Genomic DNA, 16,207 nt, shown 5'->3' with positions numbered 1-16,207 from the left:
GGAGATCACAGTGCGTACGGTTCTCGTGTGCGTTCGGACGCCGCTCGCGGCGCAGCACCTGACCTCCGCGGCAGCGCGGTTGGGACTGTCGGGTGCGGTCCGGACGGCGGTCTCCGATCCGGAGGTGATGCTGCGGCTCGCCGAGCGCCCCGCCGACGTGGTGCTCGCCGACACCGCCATCACCCGCCCCGACAGCGCCGGCTTCGTCCGCCGGGTCCTGGCCCGCGCGCCGCAGGCCAGCGTGCTGCTGCTCGGCGCGGAGGAGTCCGAGGCGGCGGCGGCGACCATCAGCGCCGGTGCGCGCGGCCTGATCCAGGGCGTCGACCACGATCTCACCAGCGCGGTCGCCAAGGCGCTGCTGCTGCTGGCCGCCTCCGGTCGGGCCAACCGGCCCCGGATCGCCGACCCGGCACGGGACACCGCCGCCGTCGGTGGCTCCGGCCGCCCGGCCCCCGGCACCCGGCCCACCACCGGCGAGGCCGCGTCGGCCTGGCCGGGCGGTGACGCCGCCGGTGGCCCGGCGATGGTGCCGGTGCAGCGGGGCGACGACCCGGCCGAGCCGGACGCCGCCGAGACCGGCAAGGCCGCTCCGGCGCGGGCCGACCGGTCCACCGTCGGCCTCACCGAACGGGAACTCCAGGTGCTGCTCGGCATGGCCGAGGGCAAGAGCAATGCCGAGATCGGCCGCGAGCTGTTCGTCTCCGAGGACACCGTGAAGACCCACGCTCGGCGGCTGTTCCGCAAGCTGGGCGCCCGGGACCGGGCACATGCGGTGGCCGCCGGATTCCGGGCTGGCCTGGTCGCCTGACACCGACTGGTTAGCAGGGGCCCCCTGCTAACGCCTGGTGTATAGGAAGGGCCCCCTCCTTACCGGCCATCGGACGGCGGCTACGGCCTGGCAGCGGGCAGCGCCGGCCGCGTGAGGCGGCGGGGCTCACTCCCGGCCGGTGGAGTCGTCCTCGGTGCCCTCGCTGAGGGTGTCGTGCACGCCGTCGGCGTACCCCCGGGCGTAGTCCCAGGTGACGTAGTGGTCCGGGTCGGGGTCGTAGGCCGGCTCGTGCACCCGGGGACGGCCCGAGCTGAGCAGGTGACGCAGGTTGCCCCGAAGCAGGTCCCAGTCGAAGTAGTGCGGCTCCCGGCAGTCCTCACACTCGATGACGAGCCCGCGTACGCCGATCGGCGCCAACAGCGCCTGGTAGATCTCCAGATCGGCGAGGTCTTCCAGCACGTCCTGGCGTTCGACGTCGGTCAGCGGGTCGAGCGGGGCGTCGCGACCGGGGCCGTCCAGATCGGCCGACGGGTCGGTCGGATCGCCGGTGAACGGGTCGATGGGCTCGTCGTGCACCCCCTCACCGTAGACCCAAGGCACGTCGGACGCCTGTCCCCCTTCGCGCAAGCCGACGTACCCCACTGAGGTCGTCGCCACCCCGCCGCGCGGACCGCCGGACGCGGGTGTGGCCCCGGCCACTGGGTACGATGGGGCTGACGCACCCTCGCCCGGCGTTCGCCGGTGCCCACCCGTGCCACCTCGCTGAAGCCCCGTTCGACCAGCTCAGGAGAGCAATCGTGGAGAATTCGCCTCGTTCCGACCTTTTCGCTGGCGCCGAGGGTGGCGAGCTGGGCGGCCATCTGCCCGAGCTGCCGGCCGGCTCCGCCCGGGTGGTGCCGCTGGGGCTGACCTTCGACGACGTGTTGCTCCAGCCCGGCGAGTCGGACGTGGTGCCGAGCCGGGTGAACACGGTCACTCGGCTGACCCGTAACGTCACGCTCTCCATCCCGCTGCTCTCCAGCGCGATGGACACCGTCACCGAGGCGCGGATGGCGATCGCCATGGCCCGCCAGGGCGGCATCGGCGTGCTGCACCGCAACCTCTCGGTCGAGGACCAGGCGCTCCAGGTCGACCTGGTCAAGCGCTCCGAGTCCGGCATGATCACCAACCCGGTGACCGCCAGCCCGGACGACACGCTGCGCGAGGTGGACCAGCTCTGCGGGCGCTACCGCATCTCCGGTGTGCCGGTGGTGGACGGGCAGGGCCAGCTCGTGGGCATCGTCACCAACCGCGACATGCGCTTCGTCTCCGACCCGGCCACCCCGGTGCGCGACATCATGACCCGCGCGCCGCTGGTCACCGCGTCGGTCGGGGTGAGCAAGGAGGACGCGCTCGACCTGCTGCGCCAGCACAAGGTGGAGAAGCTGCCGATCGTCGACGGCTCCGGCAAGCTGCGCGGGCTGATCACCGTCAAGGACTTCACCAAGAGCGAGCAGTACCCGAGCGCCACCAAGGACGACGCGGGCCGGCTGCGGGTGGCCGCCGCGATCGGCGTGGGCGAGGACTCGTACAAGCGGGCCCGCGCGCTCGTCGACGCCGGGGTCGACGTGATCATCGTGGACACCGCGCACGGGCACCAGCGCGCCGTGCTGGAGATGGTCAGCCGGCTCAAGAAGGACGTCGCGATCGACATCGTCGGCGGCAACGTGGCGACCTACGCCGGTGCGAAGGCCCTGGTCGACGCCGGTGCCGACGGCGTCAAGGTGGGTGTCGGCCCGGGTGCCATCTGCACCACCCGGATCGTGGCCGGCGTCGGCGTGCCGCAGATCACGGCGATCATGGAGGCCGCCCGGGCGGCCCGCCCGGCCGGTGTGCCGGTGATCGGCGACGGCGGCATCCAGTACTCGGGCGACATCGCCAAGGCGCTGGTCTCCGGTGCCGACACGGTGATGCTCGGCAGCCTGCTGGCCGGCTGCGAGGAGAGCCCGGGTGAGCTGATCTTCGTGAACGGCAAGCAGTTCAAGGCGTACCGCGGGATGGGTTCGCTCGGTGCCATGCAGTCCCGGGGCCAGGCCAAGTCGTACTCCAAGGACCGTTACTTCCAGCAGGACGTGACCAGCGACGAGAAGCTGGTCCCGGAGGGCGTCGAGGGCCAGGTGCCGTACCGTGGGCCGCTCGCCCGGGTGGCTCACCAGCTCGTCGGCGGCCTGCGGCTGGCGATGGGGTACGCGGGCGCGGAGAGCATCGTCGAGCTGCACGAGCGCGGTCAGCTCATCCGGATCACGGCGGCCGGGCTCAAGGAGAGCCACCCGCACGACATCCAGATGACCGTCGAGGCCCCCAACTACCACACCCGCTGACACCCCCCTCCACCCCCGAAGACATCTGGAGTCCCCATGCGTGACGTGGTCGAGATCGGGCTGGGCAAGACCGCGCAGCGCGGCTACCACCTGGACGACATCGCGATCGTGCCGAGCCGCCGCACCCGGGACGTCGACGACGTCTCCACCGGTTGGCAGCTCGACGCGTACCAGTTCGGCATCCCCTGTGTCGGGCACCCCTCCGACGCGACGATGAGCCCGGCCTCGGCGGTCCGGCTCGGCGAGCTGGGCGGCCTCGGCGTGCTCAACGTCGAGGGGCTGTGGACGCGGTACGAGAACCCGACCAAGGTGCTGGAGGAGCTGGCCGACCTGGGCGAGGACGCCCGCGCCACGAAGCGCCTCCAGGAGGTCTACGCCGAGCCGATCCGGCCCGACCTGATCACCGAGCGGGTCCGCGAGCTGCGGGAGGGCGGCAGCACCGTGGCCGTCCGGGTGTCCCCCCAGCACACCCTGGCGCTGGCCCCGGTCATCCTCGACGCGGGCGTCGACCTCCTGGTCATCCAGGGCACGATCGTCTCGGCCGAGCACGTCTCGACCACCGACGAACCGCTCAACCTCAAGGAGTTCATCGCCGACCTGGACCTGCCGGTCATCGTCGGCGGATGCACCGACTACAAGACCGCGCTGCACCTGATGCGGACCGGTGCGGCGGGCGTGATCGTCGGCATCGGCGGGGACGAGTGGTCCACCACCGAGTCGGTGCTCGGCATCCGGGTGCCGATGGCCACCGCGATCGCCGACGCCGCTGCGGCCCGCCGGGACTACCTGGACGAGACCGGTGGCCGGTACGTGCACCTGATCGCCGACGGCGACATCCGTACCTCCGGTGACATCGCCAAGGCGCTCGGCTGCGGTGCGGACGCGGTGATGCTCGGCGAGCCGCTGTCGCTCTGCGCCGAAGCGCCGGCCGGTGGGGCCTGGTGGCACTCGGCGGCCAGCCACCCGTCGCTGCCCCGGGGTGCGTTCGAGGTGGCCGGTGAGCCGCTGGGCTCGATGGAGCGGCTGCTGTTCGGCCCCGCCGACGAGCCCGACGGCCAGCTCAACCTCTTCGGCGGCCTGCGCCGGGCCATGGCCAAGTGCGGCTACCGCGACCTCAAGGAGTTCCAGCGCGTCGGCCTGGTCCTCGACCGCTGACGCTCCCTCCCGCCGCGCACCCGCCGTCCCGTCGCCCCGCGGCCCCCGCCGCGCGCCCAAGCTGCGTCGATCATGGAGTTGTGGCACGTGACCTGTGCTGATTTCGCACGGTTCGCCACCGCCACAACTCCATGATCGATCACGTAGGCGGCGGTAGGCTCTGGCGGATGAGCAGGGGTTCGGTGCGGCGGTGGCGGGCTGGCGTGGTGGCCGTGGTGGCCGCTGTGGGGCTGGTGAGCTGCACCGGTGACCGCGAACCCGCGGACCGGGACGGGTTCCGGGCGGGCAGCGTCGACCTGGCCGACCCGTACGTGCCGGGCAGCGGCAACGGCGGGTACGACGTGGACCACTACCGGTTGGTGGTGCGCTACGACCCGGCCGACGACCGGCTCACCGGCCGGGCCGAGGTCCGGGCGACCGCGACCCACGGGCTGTCCCGCTTCAACCTGGACCTGGCCGGGCTGTCGGTCGACACGGTCACCGTGGACGGCGCACCGGCGCAGCATCGGCACGCCGACGGTGAGCTGACCGTCACCCCGCGACGGGGACTGCCCGAGGGCAGCCGGTTCACGGTCGACGTGACGTACGCCGGCGTGCCGCAGCCGATCGCCGACAACGTGTTGGGCAGTGGCGGCTTCCAGCACACCGACGACGGCGCGATCGCGCTCGGTCAGCCCCGCTCGGCGTCGACCTGGTTCCCGGTCAACGACCACCCCTCCGACAAGGCCACGTACGACATCGAGGTGACCGTCCCGGACGGCCTCGCCGCGTTGAGCAACGGCGTGCCGGGGGAGCGGACCAGCGCCGACGGCTGGACCACCTGGCGGTGGGCGGAGCGGTCGCCGATGGCGAGTTACCTGACCACGCTGGTGATCGGTGACTACCGGGTCGAGACCGGCACCCATGGCGGCAAGCCGCTGGTGACCGCCGTGCCGACCGGGATGCCCGCCTCCGGTCCGCAGGCCCGGTCACTGGCGCGCACCGGCGAGATCGCCGACTTCCTGGCCGGTCGCTTCGGGCCGTACCCGTTCGAGGCGTACGGCGGGGTAGTGGTCGACGACAGCCGCATCGGGTACGCGCTGGAGACGCAGTCCCGGCCGGTCTACGGGCCGGGCTTCTTCCGCGACGGTGAACCGAACTACGCGGTGGTCGCGCACGAGCTGGCCCACCAGTGGTTCGGCAACAGCGTGGCGCTGGCCCGCTGGGGCGACATCTGGCTCAACGAGGGCTTCGCCAGCTACGCCGAGTGGCTGTGGGCGGAACACGACGGTGGACGTACCGCCCAGCGCAGCTTCGAGCTCCAGTACGCCGACACCGACTGGTCGCGGCCCACCCTCGACCCCGGTCCGGGCCAGATGTTCAGCACCGCCGTCTACAAGCGCGGGGCGCTGGTGGTGCACGCGTTGCGCCGTACCGTGGGCGACGACGCCTTCTTCGAGATCCTGCGCTCCTGGACCACGGAACGCCGGGACGGCACCGCCACCACCAGTGACTTCGTCGCCCTGGCCGAGCGGGTCTCCAAGCGGTCGCTGGGCACCTTCTTCGACACCTGGCTCACCGGCACCACCCCACCCGGCCTGCCCTGACCGCCCGGCCTGCCCCGGCCGCCCTGCCTGCCGGGCGGCAATGCGACAGGCGACAGGCCGCAAGCGCCGAGCGCCGCTCACTGCGGCACGGTGAGCTTCGGGTGCTCGGCGAGGTACGCGTCCGCCCGTCCGGCGCGCAGCGCGGTCAGGAACCGGCGACCGACGGTGGTCAGTTCCTCGCCCCGGTACGCGCCGCCCCGGCCGACCGACGCCCCGGGCAGGCCGACCAGCGTGAGCGTCTGCGGTGACAGCGTGCTGAGCGCGTACGCGAACTCCACGATCCGCCGCCCGCCGACATAGACCATGGCGTCACCGAGCGCGGCGACCACCTGCTCGACGCGCTGTGGTTGCCGGGCCAGGTCGTCGGCGAGGATGCCGCCGATCAGCGCCCGGACGAGTTGCTGCTGGTGGCGCTGCCGGGTGTAGTCGCCGCCGGGCAGGTAGCGCTGGCGCGCGTAGTCCACTGCCTGCCAGCCGGTGAGGTGCCGGTCGCCCGGCTCGTAGACCATCCTCGGCCCGACGTAGCCGCCGACGCCCGGGCCGGGCCGGCGGTGCTTGCCGTCCGGCTGGCGGTGCCGGGACACGACCCGCTGGTCGACCCGGATGTCCACCCCGCCGAGGCTGTCCACCAGCTTGTCGAAGCCGCCGAAGGTGAGCACCGCGCCCGCGTCGATGCGTAGCCCGGTGTACTCGCTGACGGTGCGGCGCAGCAACTCGTACCCCTGGGCCGGGTCGGGCTTGTTCGGTCGGCCCGGGACCCGGCTGCCGTTGCTCATCGCGTGGGTGAGTTTGGTCCGCCCGCCCCGGTAGTCGGCGGCGGGGAACGCCGGGATGTCCACCAGCAGGTCGCGGGGGAGCGAGAAGAGGTACCCCCGGGACAGCCCCGCCGGCACGTGCAGCACCAGGACGGCGTCGGCGTTCGGCTGCCAGCCGGGCACGCTGACCCGGGTGTCGATGCCGACCAGTAGCAGGTTGAGCGGGCCGGTGATGTCGGCGCCGGGCGGTGGCGTGCTCGGGACGGGGCTGGGCGACGCGGTCGGCGAGGTGGCGACGCCGGTGGGCGCGGCGGCCGGCGCGCGGTCGTCGCGGACCGTCCGGGCCACCGCCACCGCGCCGACGGCCACCACCGCGACTGTGACCAGGCCGGCCACCGCCAGTGTCAGCCGTCTACGGTCTCCTCCGAGCGCCATCCCCCGCCTCCTCCTGCGATGCCGGGCCGCCGCCGCGCGGCGGACCGGGACTGCCTGGCGACCGGTCCGCAGGCGTCCGGGACGGCGTCGTGGCACGCGTCGGGCCCACGGCGGTCGGGTGCGCTGCATGATGGCGCGAAAACCGCGCCTGGCGCGAGATCTACTCACGAGTAATGATGCCTGCATGCGGTACGACGTGGTCGTGATCGGGTCCGGCTTCGGCGGCAGCGTCGCCGCGCTGCGGCTGGCCGAGAAGGGCTACACCGTCGGTGTGCTGGAGGCCGGCCGGCGGTTCGCCGACGACGAGTTCCCCCGGACCTCGTGGCGGCTGCGCCGGTTCCTCTGGGCGCCCCGGCTGGGCTGCTTCGGCCTGCAACGTCTCACCCTGCTGCGCGCCGCCGACCGGCGAGTCGGCGGCGGAGTGCTGGTGCTGTCCGGAGCCGGTGTCGGCGGCGGGTCGTTGGTCTACGCCAACACGCTCTACGAGCCGCTGGACGCGTTCTACGACGATCCCCAGTGGCGGGACGTCACGGACTGGCGCACCGAACTGGCCCCGCACTACGCCCAGGCGAAGCGGATGCTCGGGGTGACCGCGTACCCGCTGGTGACCCCGGCGGACCGGGTGATGCGGCGGGTGGCCGGGCGGATGGGGGTGGGGCACACCGTGCACGCCACCCCGGTCGGCGTGCACATCGGGCGGCCCGGTGAGTCGGTCGCCGACCCGTACTTCGGTGGTGCCGGTCCCACCCGCACCGGCTGTACGCACTGCGGCGCCTGTATGACCGGCTGCCGGCACGGCGCGAAGAACACGCTGGTCAAGAACTATCTCTGGTTGGCCGAGCGGCTCGGTGCCGAGGTGCACCCGCTGACCACGGTGACCGCGGTCCGGCCGGTCGAGGGCGGCTACCGGGTGCACACCGAACGCACCGGGTCCTGGCTGCGGCGGCGTCGGCAGGTGATCGAGGCCGACCAGGTGGTCTTCGCCGCCGGTGCGCTGGGCACCCAGCGGCTGCTGCACGAGATGCGGGCGGTCGGCGCGCTGCCCGGACTCTCACCCCGCCTCGGCGAGCTGACCCGCACCAACTCGGAGGCGATCCTCGGCGCCTCGATGTCCCGCCGGCAGGCCCGGGCGCGCGGGGTCGACCTCACCGAGGGGGTGGCGATCACCAGTTCGTTCCACCCCGACCCGCAGACCCACGTCGAGCCGGTCCGGTACGGGCGGGGCGCGAACGCCATGGGGCTGCTCCAGACGCTGCTGGTCGAGGGCGGGCCGCACCGGGTCCGCCGCTGGCTGGGGCAGATCGTCCGGCATCCCGTCCGGGCCGCGCGGATGCTCTCCGTACGCGGCTGGTCGCAACGCACCGTGATCGCGCTGGTCATGCAGTCGGTGGACAACTCGCTGACCACCCGGTGGCGGCGCGGTCCGTTCGGTGGCCGGCTGGTCTCCGGCCCCGGTCACGGCGCACCGAACCCGACCTGGATCCCCGCCGGTCACCGGGCCGCCCGACTGCTGGCGGAGGAGATCGACGGTACGCCGGGCGGCGCGCTGACCGAGCCGTTCGACATCCCGATGACCGCGCACATCCTGGGCGGTGCGGTGATCGGCGCGTCCTCCGCCGACGGGGTGGTCGACCCGTACCACCGGGTCTTCGGCCATCCGGGGCTGCACGTGCTGGACGGTGCCGCCGTCTCGGCCAACCTCGGGGTCAACCCGTCGCTGACCATCACCGCCCAGGCCGAACGCGCGACGTCGCTCTGGCCCAACCGGGGCGAGGCGGACCCTCGTCCACCGCTCGGCGCGCCGTACCGCCGGCTCGCGGCGGTCCGCCCGCACCGTCCGGCCGTGCCGCCCGGCGCGCCGGGTGCCCTGCCCGACTAGGGCGGCTCCTGGCCGCCTCGGCGCCGGTCACGCGACGGGTGATGGGACCACGCAGGGCGCGGCCGGGCCGACCGGTGACTGTCGGTAGGCTTCGTGCACATGAGCCTGCCGCGTCCTGTCCTCGTGGTCGACTTCGGTGCCCAGTACGCCCAACTGATCGCCCGCCGGGTACGCGAGGCGAGGGTCTACTCCGAGATCGTCCCGCACACCATGCCCGTGGCCGAGATGCTGGCCAAGAATCCGGCCGCGATCATCCTCTCCGGTGGCCCGTCCAGCGTCTACGAGCCGGGCGCGCCGCAGGTGGACGACGGGTTGTTCCACACCGGTGTGCCGGTCTTCGGCATCTGCTACGGGTTCCAGGCGATGGCCCGCTCCCTCGGCGGCACGGTGGCCCGCACCGGCAACCGCGAGTACGGCGGCACCCCGCTACGGCCCCGCCTGCTCGACCCGGGCGTGCTGCTCCGCGACCTGCCGGCCGACCTGCCGGTCTGGATGAGCCACGGCGACTGCGTCACCGAGGCGCCCGAGGGTTTCACGGTGACCGCCGAGTCGGCCGGTGCGCCGGTCGCCGCCTTCGAGGACCTCGCTGGTCGGCGGGCCGGTGTGCAGTTCCACCCCGAGGTGGGGCACACCGCGCACGGGCAGGAGATGCTGACCCGCTTCCTCTACGAGATCGCCGAGATCGAGCCGACCTGGACTCCCGAGAACATCATCGACGAGCAGGTGGCCCGGATCCGCGAGCAGGTGGGCGACAAGGAGGTCATCTGCGGTCTGAGCGGCGGGGTGGACTCCGCGGTCGCCGCCGCGCTGGTGCACCGGGCCGTCGGTGACCAGCTCACCTGCGTCTTCGTCGACCACGGCCTGCTGCGCGCGGGCGAGGCCGAGCAGGTCGAGAAGGACTACGTCGCCGCCACCGGCATCAAGCTCAAGGTGGTCGACGCGGCAGACCGGTTCCTCGGCGCGCTGGCCGGGGTGATCGACCCGGAGCAGAAGCGCAAGATCATCGGCCGGGAGTTCATCCGGGTCTTCGAGGCCGCCGCTCGGGAGGTCGCCGCGCACGGTGACGTCGAGTTCCTGGTGCAGGGCACCCTCTATCCGGACGTGGTCGAGTCCGGCGGCGGCACCGGCACCGCCAACATCAAGAGCCACCACAACGTCGGCGGGCTGCCCGAGGACCTCAAGTTCGCCCTGGTCGAGCCGCTGCGCACGCTGTTCAAGGACGAGGTCCGCACGCTCGGCCTCCAGCTCGGCCTGCCTGAGGCGATGGTCTGGCGGCAGCCGTTCCCCGGCCCTGGCCTGGCCATCCGGATCATCGGCGCGGTCGACCGGGAGCGGCTGGACCTGCTGCGCCGGGCCGACTTCATCGCCCGCGAGGAGCTCAGCGCCGCCGGGCTGGACCGCGACGTCTGGCAGTTCCCGGTGGTGCTGCTGGCTGACGTGCGCAGCGTCGGCGTACAGGGCGACGGGCGCAGCTACGGTCACCCCGTGGTGCTGCGCCCGGTCTCCAGCGAGGATGCGATGACCGCCGACTGGTCCCGCCTGCCCTACGACGTGATCGCCCGGATCTCCACCCGGATCACCAACGAGGTCGCCGAGGTGAACCGGGTGGTCCTGGACGTCACCAGCAAGCCGCCGGGCACCATCGAGTGGGAGTGACGCCTCAGACGGCCGGTCTCTCCGGCGGCTGAGGCGAGGTCCCGGGGGCCGGCTGCGGCCCGGCCTCCGGCCCCGGTTCGGCGACTGGTGTCGACAGCCCCGGCGAGGCGGTGGCCGACTGCGGAACGTCCGGAGTCGGCGACGCGGGCGGAGCCGCCGGGGGTGCCTCCGGTGCGGCGGACGCCGCGTGCGGAGCCTCCTGCGGGACAGCCGTCGGGTGCGGAGTGTGCGGGGCCGGTGGCGTCGCGTGCGGGGTGGGTGCCGGGCCGGTGGGTGCCGCTCCGGGGCCCGGGAAGGGCCAGGCGGGGTGCGGCGGACCACCGGCCGGTCCGGGCGGCGGTGCGGCGTAGGGCGCCGCGCCCGACGGGTGCGGCCAGGCCGGCGCGCCGGCCGGCTCCTCGGGCATCAGGAACCACATGACCGGGTACGCGAGCGCGGCGATCCCGCCGGTCAGCAGCGTGACGACGGCGAAGGCGACGCGGACCAGGGTGGGGTCGACGGCGAAGTACCGGCCGAGGCCGCTGGCCACACCGGCGATCATCCGGTCGGTCGTCGGGCGGCGCAACTGCTTGTACGGAGCCTGCGATGTGGAAGTCATGACTCCACGGTCCGCGTCGCGGCGCTCATCGACCTCGGTGATGGCCCGGAGCCTTACCCTGACCTGTCCCTCAGGGACGAGTGATCAGTCAGGAATCCGACTCTTTTCCGCTGCGGTAACCGGACACGGGGAGAATTTGGCTCCGTGACCACCATGCTGGAGCCGCTGCGCAGGATCGCGGCATATGCAGTCTGTGCTGATTCGGTTGACCGAGTGTTGCTGGTCCGCGCATCGGAGCGCTCCGGCACACCCGGCACGTGGTCCCTGCCCGGCGGGGCTGTCGACCACGGCGAGGACCCCCACCACACCGTCGTCCGCGAGACGGCCGCCGAGACCGGGCTGTCGGTGGCCGTGGCCGGCCTCCAGGACGTCCTGGCCGACATGCGTGCCCTGCCCGAGCGGGGCATCACCATCCACACCGACCGGCTGCTCTATCGGGTCTCGGTCCGGGGCGGCTCGTTGACCGACCGGGTCGACCGGCCGACCGACCTGGCCCGCTGGGTCACCCGGGAGGAGGCGCAGCACCTGCCGCTGCGTTCCTTCACGGCCCGCGCGCTGGGGCTGCCCGCCTCCTCGGCGGACATCGTCCCCGACGAGGCGCCGGAGTTCCCCTCCTTCTATGCGGTGCCCGGCCCGGACGGGCTGCACCGGGCGCAGCGCTTCGCCGCGTACGCCGTCGTCACCGACCCGGACGGGCGGGTGCTGCTGACCCGGGTCTCCGACGGGTACCCGGGTGCGGGCTGCTGGCACCTGCCCGGCGGCGGCACCGACTACGGCGAGCAGCCGGGTGCCGCGCTGATCCGGGAACTGGTCGAGGAGACCGGGCAGGACGGGCGGCTGGTCGAGTTGCTCGGGGTCGCCAGCCACCGGGACGCCGCCTCGCTCGGCCCGGAGGGCTATCCGATCGACTGGCACGGCGTCCGTGCCTTCTACCGGGTCGTGGTGGACAAGCCCGCCCCGCCCACCGTCGCCGACGTCGGTGGTTCCACCTGTGAGGCCCGCTGGTTCGCGCGGGAGGAGTTGGGCGCCCTGCCCTCCGACCGCCTTACCGAGGTCACGGCGGAGGCCGTGCAGGCGGCCCGACTGACCTGACGCCTGACGCCACCCGCCCGACGATCCTGGCGGTGGCGGAACAGGCCGTAGGGTCGGGGGCGTGGAACAGGTGCGGCGGGTCGGGGCGTACGGGGTGCTGCGGGACGCCGAGCGGCGGGTGCTGCTGGTGCGGGGCTCGGCTGAGGCGGACTTCCCTGCGGTGTGGTCGCTGCCCGGCGGCGGCCTGGAGCACGCCGAGCCTCCCGCCGACGCGGTGGTCCGCGAGGTCGCCGAGGAGACCGGCCTGACCGTCGAGGTGACGGGGCTGCGGGCGGTGGTCGCGGACGTGACGCCGTACCCGGACCTCGGGGTGGCCCTGCACACCGACCGGGTGCTGTTCGACGTGACCCCGCTGGGCGGGCGGCTACGCGCCGAGCGGGTCGGCAGCACCGACCTCGCCCGCTGGTTCACCCCGGCCGAGGCGTCCGTGCTGCCGCTGCTGCCGTTCACCGCCGAGGCGCTCGGTCTGCCGGTGGTCCCGTTGCCGCCGCAGGCGCTGCGCCGGACGGCGCCCTTCCCGCCTCCCGAGCCCCACCGTCGGCAGCGTTTCGGGGCGTACGGCGTGGTCACCGACCCGGCGGGTCGGGTGTTGCTGTCGTTGATCGCGGACGGCTATCCGGGTGCCGGCCGCTGGCACCTGCCCGGTGGCGGTACGGATCATGGCGAACAGCCGGTCACCGCGTTGCTACGGGAACTGGTCGAGGAGTCCGGACAACTGGGTCGGGTGACCGAGTTGATCGTAGTGGACAATCTGCACAATCCGGCCGCGCTGGGTCCGGAGGGCTATCCGCTCGACTGGCACGGCATCCGCGTCGTCTACCGGGTGCTGGTCGACCTTCCGACTGTTGCGGCGGTAACCGAACTGGCCGGCGGCTCGACCGCCGACTCCGCCTGGTTCACCGTTCCTGAGCTGCGAGAACTCCCGTTGACGGAGATCGCCTCCCGGGCGTTCGACGCGCTCGTGTGACGCGCGTCGCGTCGCCGCCCGGGCCACTGCTCGCCAGGCCGGTGATGACCGGCTCCGGTACAGTCGAGGCAGGGCTGACACCAGAAACGGGCAGGAAGCCCGGGATGGGAATAAGACGGCGGTTTGCGCGGTTAAGGCAGATATAAGTACCGCCGGTAGCTATCGCCAATCCCCGTCCCCCTATGCAATGGTGTACTCCGCAAAACGGCTGCCGGGTCGAAGAGACCCGGCACGAGAGAGCCGGACGCAGGCCCCAAATGGCGGCCAACGATCCGGTGATGGAGGAAGCGTGCCGAGAGCCCCATGGCGCCGGCGTCGTACCACTGACAGCCCGCGTCCCGCCGGACGCAACTGGACGGGCCCGCTGCGCCGCAGCGGCAGTCTTGCCCGCCAGGTCCTGTTGGTCCGCGTCGGTCGTCGAGGTGTGGAGGGGGGCGGCACGGCTGACGTGCTGCCCGAGCCGAGGTACCAGGACCGCCCGCGTCGCCGGTACGGCCTGCAGCGGTTCCACCGCACCCGGATCGAGACAATCGCCCCGGTCAGCCCCGCCGTCGTGCCGGCTCCGGTCCAGGAGAGCGTCGAGACACCGATCCCGCTGCTCCCCGGCGAGCGGACGATGGCCCGGCGGATGAAGTTCGCCCTGGTCAACGCCTGCACACTGGCCAGCCTGGTGCTGGGCATCAACGCGATCTTCGTCGCCATGCGCGGCGACGTACAACTGGCCGCCCTGCTGCTCATCGCCTGCGTCGCCTTCGACGGCCTGGACGGCGCGTTGGCCCGCAAGCTCGGGGTCTCCAGCCCCTTCGGCGCGCAGATGGACTCGCTCGCCGACATGTGCTCGTTCGGTCTCGCCGCGCCGGTGGTGGTCTACGCCTCGCTCGCCGGTGAGGTGCCGACGGCCGCCGCCGGGGTGGCCGCCGCACTGGTCGCGGCGTGCGCCGCGATCCGGCTGGCCCGCTTCAACGTCTCGCCCAAGGACGGCCGCTTCTTCTGTGGCGTGCCGACCACCATGGCGGCTGCCGTACTCGCCCTGATGGTCGTGATCGGCCTGCCGGTGCCGGGTGTGGTGCAGGTCGCCGGGGTGGCGCTGCTCGCCTTCACCATGGTCAGCAGCTTCCCCTACGCCAAGCTCGCGCGGCTGGTCAAGCTGCCGCCGTGGATCTGGGTGGCCCCGGTGCTCGGCGCGCTGATCGACATCCGGGTCACGTTCGGGCTGATCGTGGTGGGTTACCTGGTCAGCGGCCCGGTGCTCTGGCTCCGGCAGCGTCGCACCATCTGATCCTGATCGACCTCACGAACAGGGGCGCCGCAGTCGTAAAGACTGCGGCGCCCCTGTCTGTCGTCGGTCAGCGCCAGCGGGCGATGACGCTCGCCCCGCCGACGACCTTGTCGCCCGGTCCGACCAGCGGCTCGGCGGCATCTGCCGGCAGGTAGACATCGGTACGCGAGCCGAACCGGATCAGGCCGAACCGCTCGCCCCGGGCCAGCAGCGCACCGATCGGCGCCCGCTGCACGATCCGCCGCGCGATCAGCCCGGTCCGCTGGGCCACCACGACGGTGCCGTGCGCGGTGTCCAGCACCGTGTACGCGGCCACGTTGTGCTCGGCGTCCGGCTTCATCGCGTTGACGAACCCGCCGTCGGCGACGAAGTAGTCCACCACCTTGCCCGCCACCGGTGCGCGGTTGACGTGCACGTCGAGCACCGAGAGGAAGACGGCGACCCGCAGGAACTCGCCGTCGCCGAAGCGCTCGTCGTGCAGGCGCTGCACCGACAGCACCTCACCGTCGGCGGCGGCAACCACGGACGACGGGTCCTCCGGCACGTCCCGCTGCGGGTCGCGGAAGAAGGCGGCCACGGGTACGGCGGCCAGCGCGGGCAGCAGCCAGAGCTTCGACTTCGGCCGGGCCACGCGGGTCAGGGCGGCCAGTCCGAGGGCGATGCCGGCGGCGGCCACGCCGTTGGAGTCGATGTGCATGTCGCGGGTCAGCGGCACGCTCGACGGCCGGTAGGCGGGGGCGAGGCGCTCCGCCGACGCGGCGTCGGCCGGCGTGAAGCGCAGCCGGTAGACGCGTACCGGCGGCGAGTTGCGCAGCACCAGGTCGGCACCGACGCCGTGCAGTGCGCCCTGCCGCTCCAGCTCGGCGGCGGCGCCGGCGGTCCGGGCGACCGCCGTGGAGACGGTCAGCACTCCGCCGTCGGCGAGGTACTTGGTCAGCTCCTCGACGGCGCTCCGGGTCTCGTCCGCGGTGCCGACGAACGGCTCACCGGCGACGACCACGGTGGCGGGCTCGGCCTCGGTGAGGGTGTCCACCACGCGGACCCGGTCGGCGACCCAGCGCCCCTGGGCGGTGACGTGTTCCCGCAGCGCCGACGCGCTGACCCGCTCGGTGGGCACCAGGGTGAGGGTGTCGCCGGGCAGCAGCGCGTCGATCGCCGCGGCCAGCACAGCGGACTCCGGGGCGGCACCCACCAGCAGGGCGGCCTTCGGGTCGTTGATCCGAGCGAACTCGGCGACGAGGGTACGGGCGGCACGCTCGCCGAGGCGGACCGGACCGGACCGCCCGGGGACACGCACGGCGGGGGACTGGGTCATGTCGAACGGGCTCCTGACGAGGTAGAGGCGACTGTCGCGAGATCACCGCCAGCGGCGGGGCCGATCCCGCCACGGACGGCCCGCGCGAGCCGGCGGCCAGCGCAGGACGCCCTGCGGCGTGGACCGGCCGACGGAGGCGGGAGCACACCGGCCAGCATAGGCCGCTGACGACAAGCGTCGCATGGTCAGGCGGCGGGCCCCCGTGGCGACCGGGACGACGTGTCGTCGGGGTGGGGGAGATCGAGGGTCTGGTCGTCCGGCCCGGTCCGGTCCGACGCCGCCCCGGTGGTCCGGTCGTCGGCCAGGTCCGGCCAGGTGCCCGTCGGTGCGTCGGGGTCGGCCGCCCGGAAGGGCGTCGGCG

The 16,207-nt window shown here is 73.2% G+C and carries 13 protein-coding genes; 9 read left to right on the top strand and 4 right to left on the bottom strand.

Translation table 11 applies throughout. The features are described from left to right. Window positions 1–10 precede the first annotated feature (10 nt). Window positions 11–808, top strand: coding sequence for a helix-turn-helix transcriptional regulator (locus ABT008_RS01780; RefSeq protein ID WP_350692772.1), 798 nt, complete (start codon window positions 11–13; stop codon window positions 806–808). Between the two features lie 126 nt (window positions 809–934). Here ABT008_RS01780 and ABT008_RS01775 read toward each other — a convergent pair whose 3' ends face one another. Next, window positions 935–1,345 carry a DUF5319 domain-containing protein gene (locus tag ABT008_RS01775; protein WP_350692770.1) on the bottom strand — a complete coding sequence of 137 codons (411 nt, stop codon included), beginning with the start codon at window positions 1,343–1,345 and terminating at the stop codon, window positions 935–937. Between the two features lie 221 nt (window positions 1,346–1,566). Between ABT008_RS01775 and guaB the strand changes: the two genes are divergently transcribed. From guaB to ABT008_RS01760, 3 genes are all read left to right on the top strand, one after another. Beyond that, window positions 1,567–3,129, top strand: a complete 1,563-nt coding sequence (gene guaB, locus ABT008_RS01770; protein WP_350692768.1) for an IMP dehydrogenase — start codon at window positions 1,567–1,569, stop codon at window positions 3,127–3,129. 36 nt (window positions 3,130–3,165) lie between these two features. Continuing rightward, window positions 3,166–4,284, top strand: coding sequence for a GuaB3 family IMP dehydrogenase-related protein (locus ABT008_RS01765; RefSeq protein ID WP_350692766.1), 1,119 nt, complete (start codon window positions 3,166–3,168; stop codon window positions 4,282–4,284). Between the two features lie 167 nt (window positions 4,285–4,451). Next, entirely contained in the window at window positions 4,452–5,870 is a 1,419-nt protein-coding gene (locus tag ABT008_RS01760) for a M1 family metallopeptidase (protein WP_350692765.1), read from the top strand. Window positions 5,871–5,947: 77 nt separating this feature from the next. Here the strand turns inward: ABT008_RS01760 and ABT008_RS01755 are convergent, their stop codons facing one another. After that, complete coding sequence (locus ABT008_RS01755; protein WP_350692763.1) at window positions 5,948–7,060, bottom strand: LCP family protein; 1,113 nt, start codon at window positions 7,058–7,060, stop codon at window positions 5,948–5,950. A gap of 184 nt (window positions 7,061–7,244) precedes the next feature. Between ABT008_RS01755 and ABT008_RS01750 the strand changes: the two genes are divergently transcribed. Continuing rightward, on the top strand, window positions 7,245–8,939 hold the full coding sequence (locus ABT008_RS01750; protein ID WP_350692762.1) for an FAD-dependent oxidoreductase: 1,695 nt from the start codon (window positions 7,245–7,247) through the stop codon (window positions 8,937–8,939). A 99-nt stretch (window positions 8,940–9,038) separates the two neighbouring features. Beyond that, window positions 9,039–10,595 carry a glutamine-hydrolyzing GMP synthase gene (guaA, locus tag ABT008_RS01745; RefSeq protein ID WP_350692760.1) on the top strand — a complete coding sequence of 519 codons (1,557 nt, stop codon included), beginning with the start codon at window positions 9,039–9,041 and terminating at the stop codon, window positions 10,593–10,595. A 4-nt stretch (window positions 10,596–10,599) separates the two neighbouring features. Here the strand turns inward: guaA and ABT008_RS30430 are convergent, their stop codons facing one another. Then, window positions 10,600–11,193, bottom strand: a complete 594-nt coding sequence (locus ABT008_RS30430) for a PspC domain-containing protein (RefSeq protein ID WP_502890317.1) — start codon at window positions 11,191–11,193, stop codon at window positions 10,600–10,602. Window positions 11,194–11,337: 144 nt separating this feature from the next. Between ABT008_RS30430 and ABT008_RS01735 the strand changes: the two genes are divergently transcribed. The 3 genes from ABT008_RS01735 (at window position 11,338) to ABT008_RS01725 (ending at window position 14,531) form a co-directional block, all read left to right on the top strand. Further along, window positions 11,338–12,285: an NUDIX domain-containing protein gene (locus ABT008_RS01735; protein WP_350692758.1), complete on the top strand. Its 948-nt coding sequence runs from the start codon at window positions 11,338–11,340 to the stop codon at window positions 12,283–12,285. Window positions 12,286–12,346: 61 nt separating this feature from the next. After that, window positions 12,347–13,252, top strand: a complete 906-nt coding sequence (locus tag ABT008_RS01730; protein WP_350692757.1) for an NUDIX hydrolase — start codon at window positions 12,347–12,349, stop codon at window positions 13,250–13,252. A gap of 364 nt (window positions 13,253–13,616) precedes the next feature. Continuing rightward, window positions 13,617–14,531 (top strand): CDP-alcohol phosphatidyltransferase family protein, encoded by a 915-nt coding sequence (locus ABT008_RS01725; RefSeq protein ID WP_350693171.1) that lies wholly within the window; start codon window positions 13,617–13,619, stop codon window positions 14,529–14,531. 67 nt (window positions 14,532–14,598) lie between these two features. On the opposite strand, the gene ABT008_RS01720 is transcribed toward ABT008_RS01725, so the two are convergent. Continuing rightward, the gene (locus ABT008_RS01720; RefSeq protein ID WP_350692756.1) at window positions 14,599–15,846 is read right to left on the bottom strand and encodes a phosphatidylserine decarboxylase; all 1,248 of its coding nucleotides are present in this window, start codon (window positions 15,844–15,846) and stop codon (window positions 14,599–14,601) included. Between the last annotated feature and the right edge of the window lie 361 nt (window positions 15,847–16,207).

It is taken from the genome of Micromonospora sp. NPDC002389 (assembly GCF_040296095.1).
Taxonomy (GTDB): domain Bacteria; phylum Actinomycetota; class Actinomycetes; order Mycobacteriales; family Micromonosporaceae; genus Micromonospora.
This window is presented reverse-complemented; position numbering and strand designations above follow the sequence as displayed.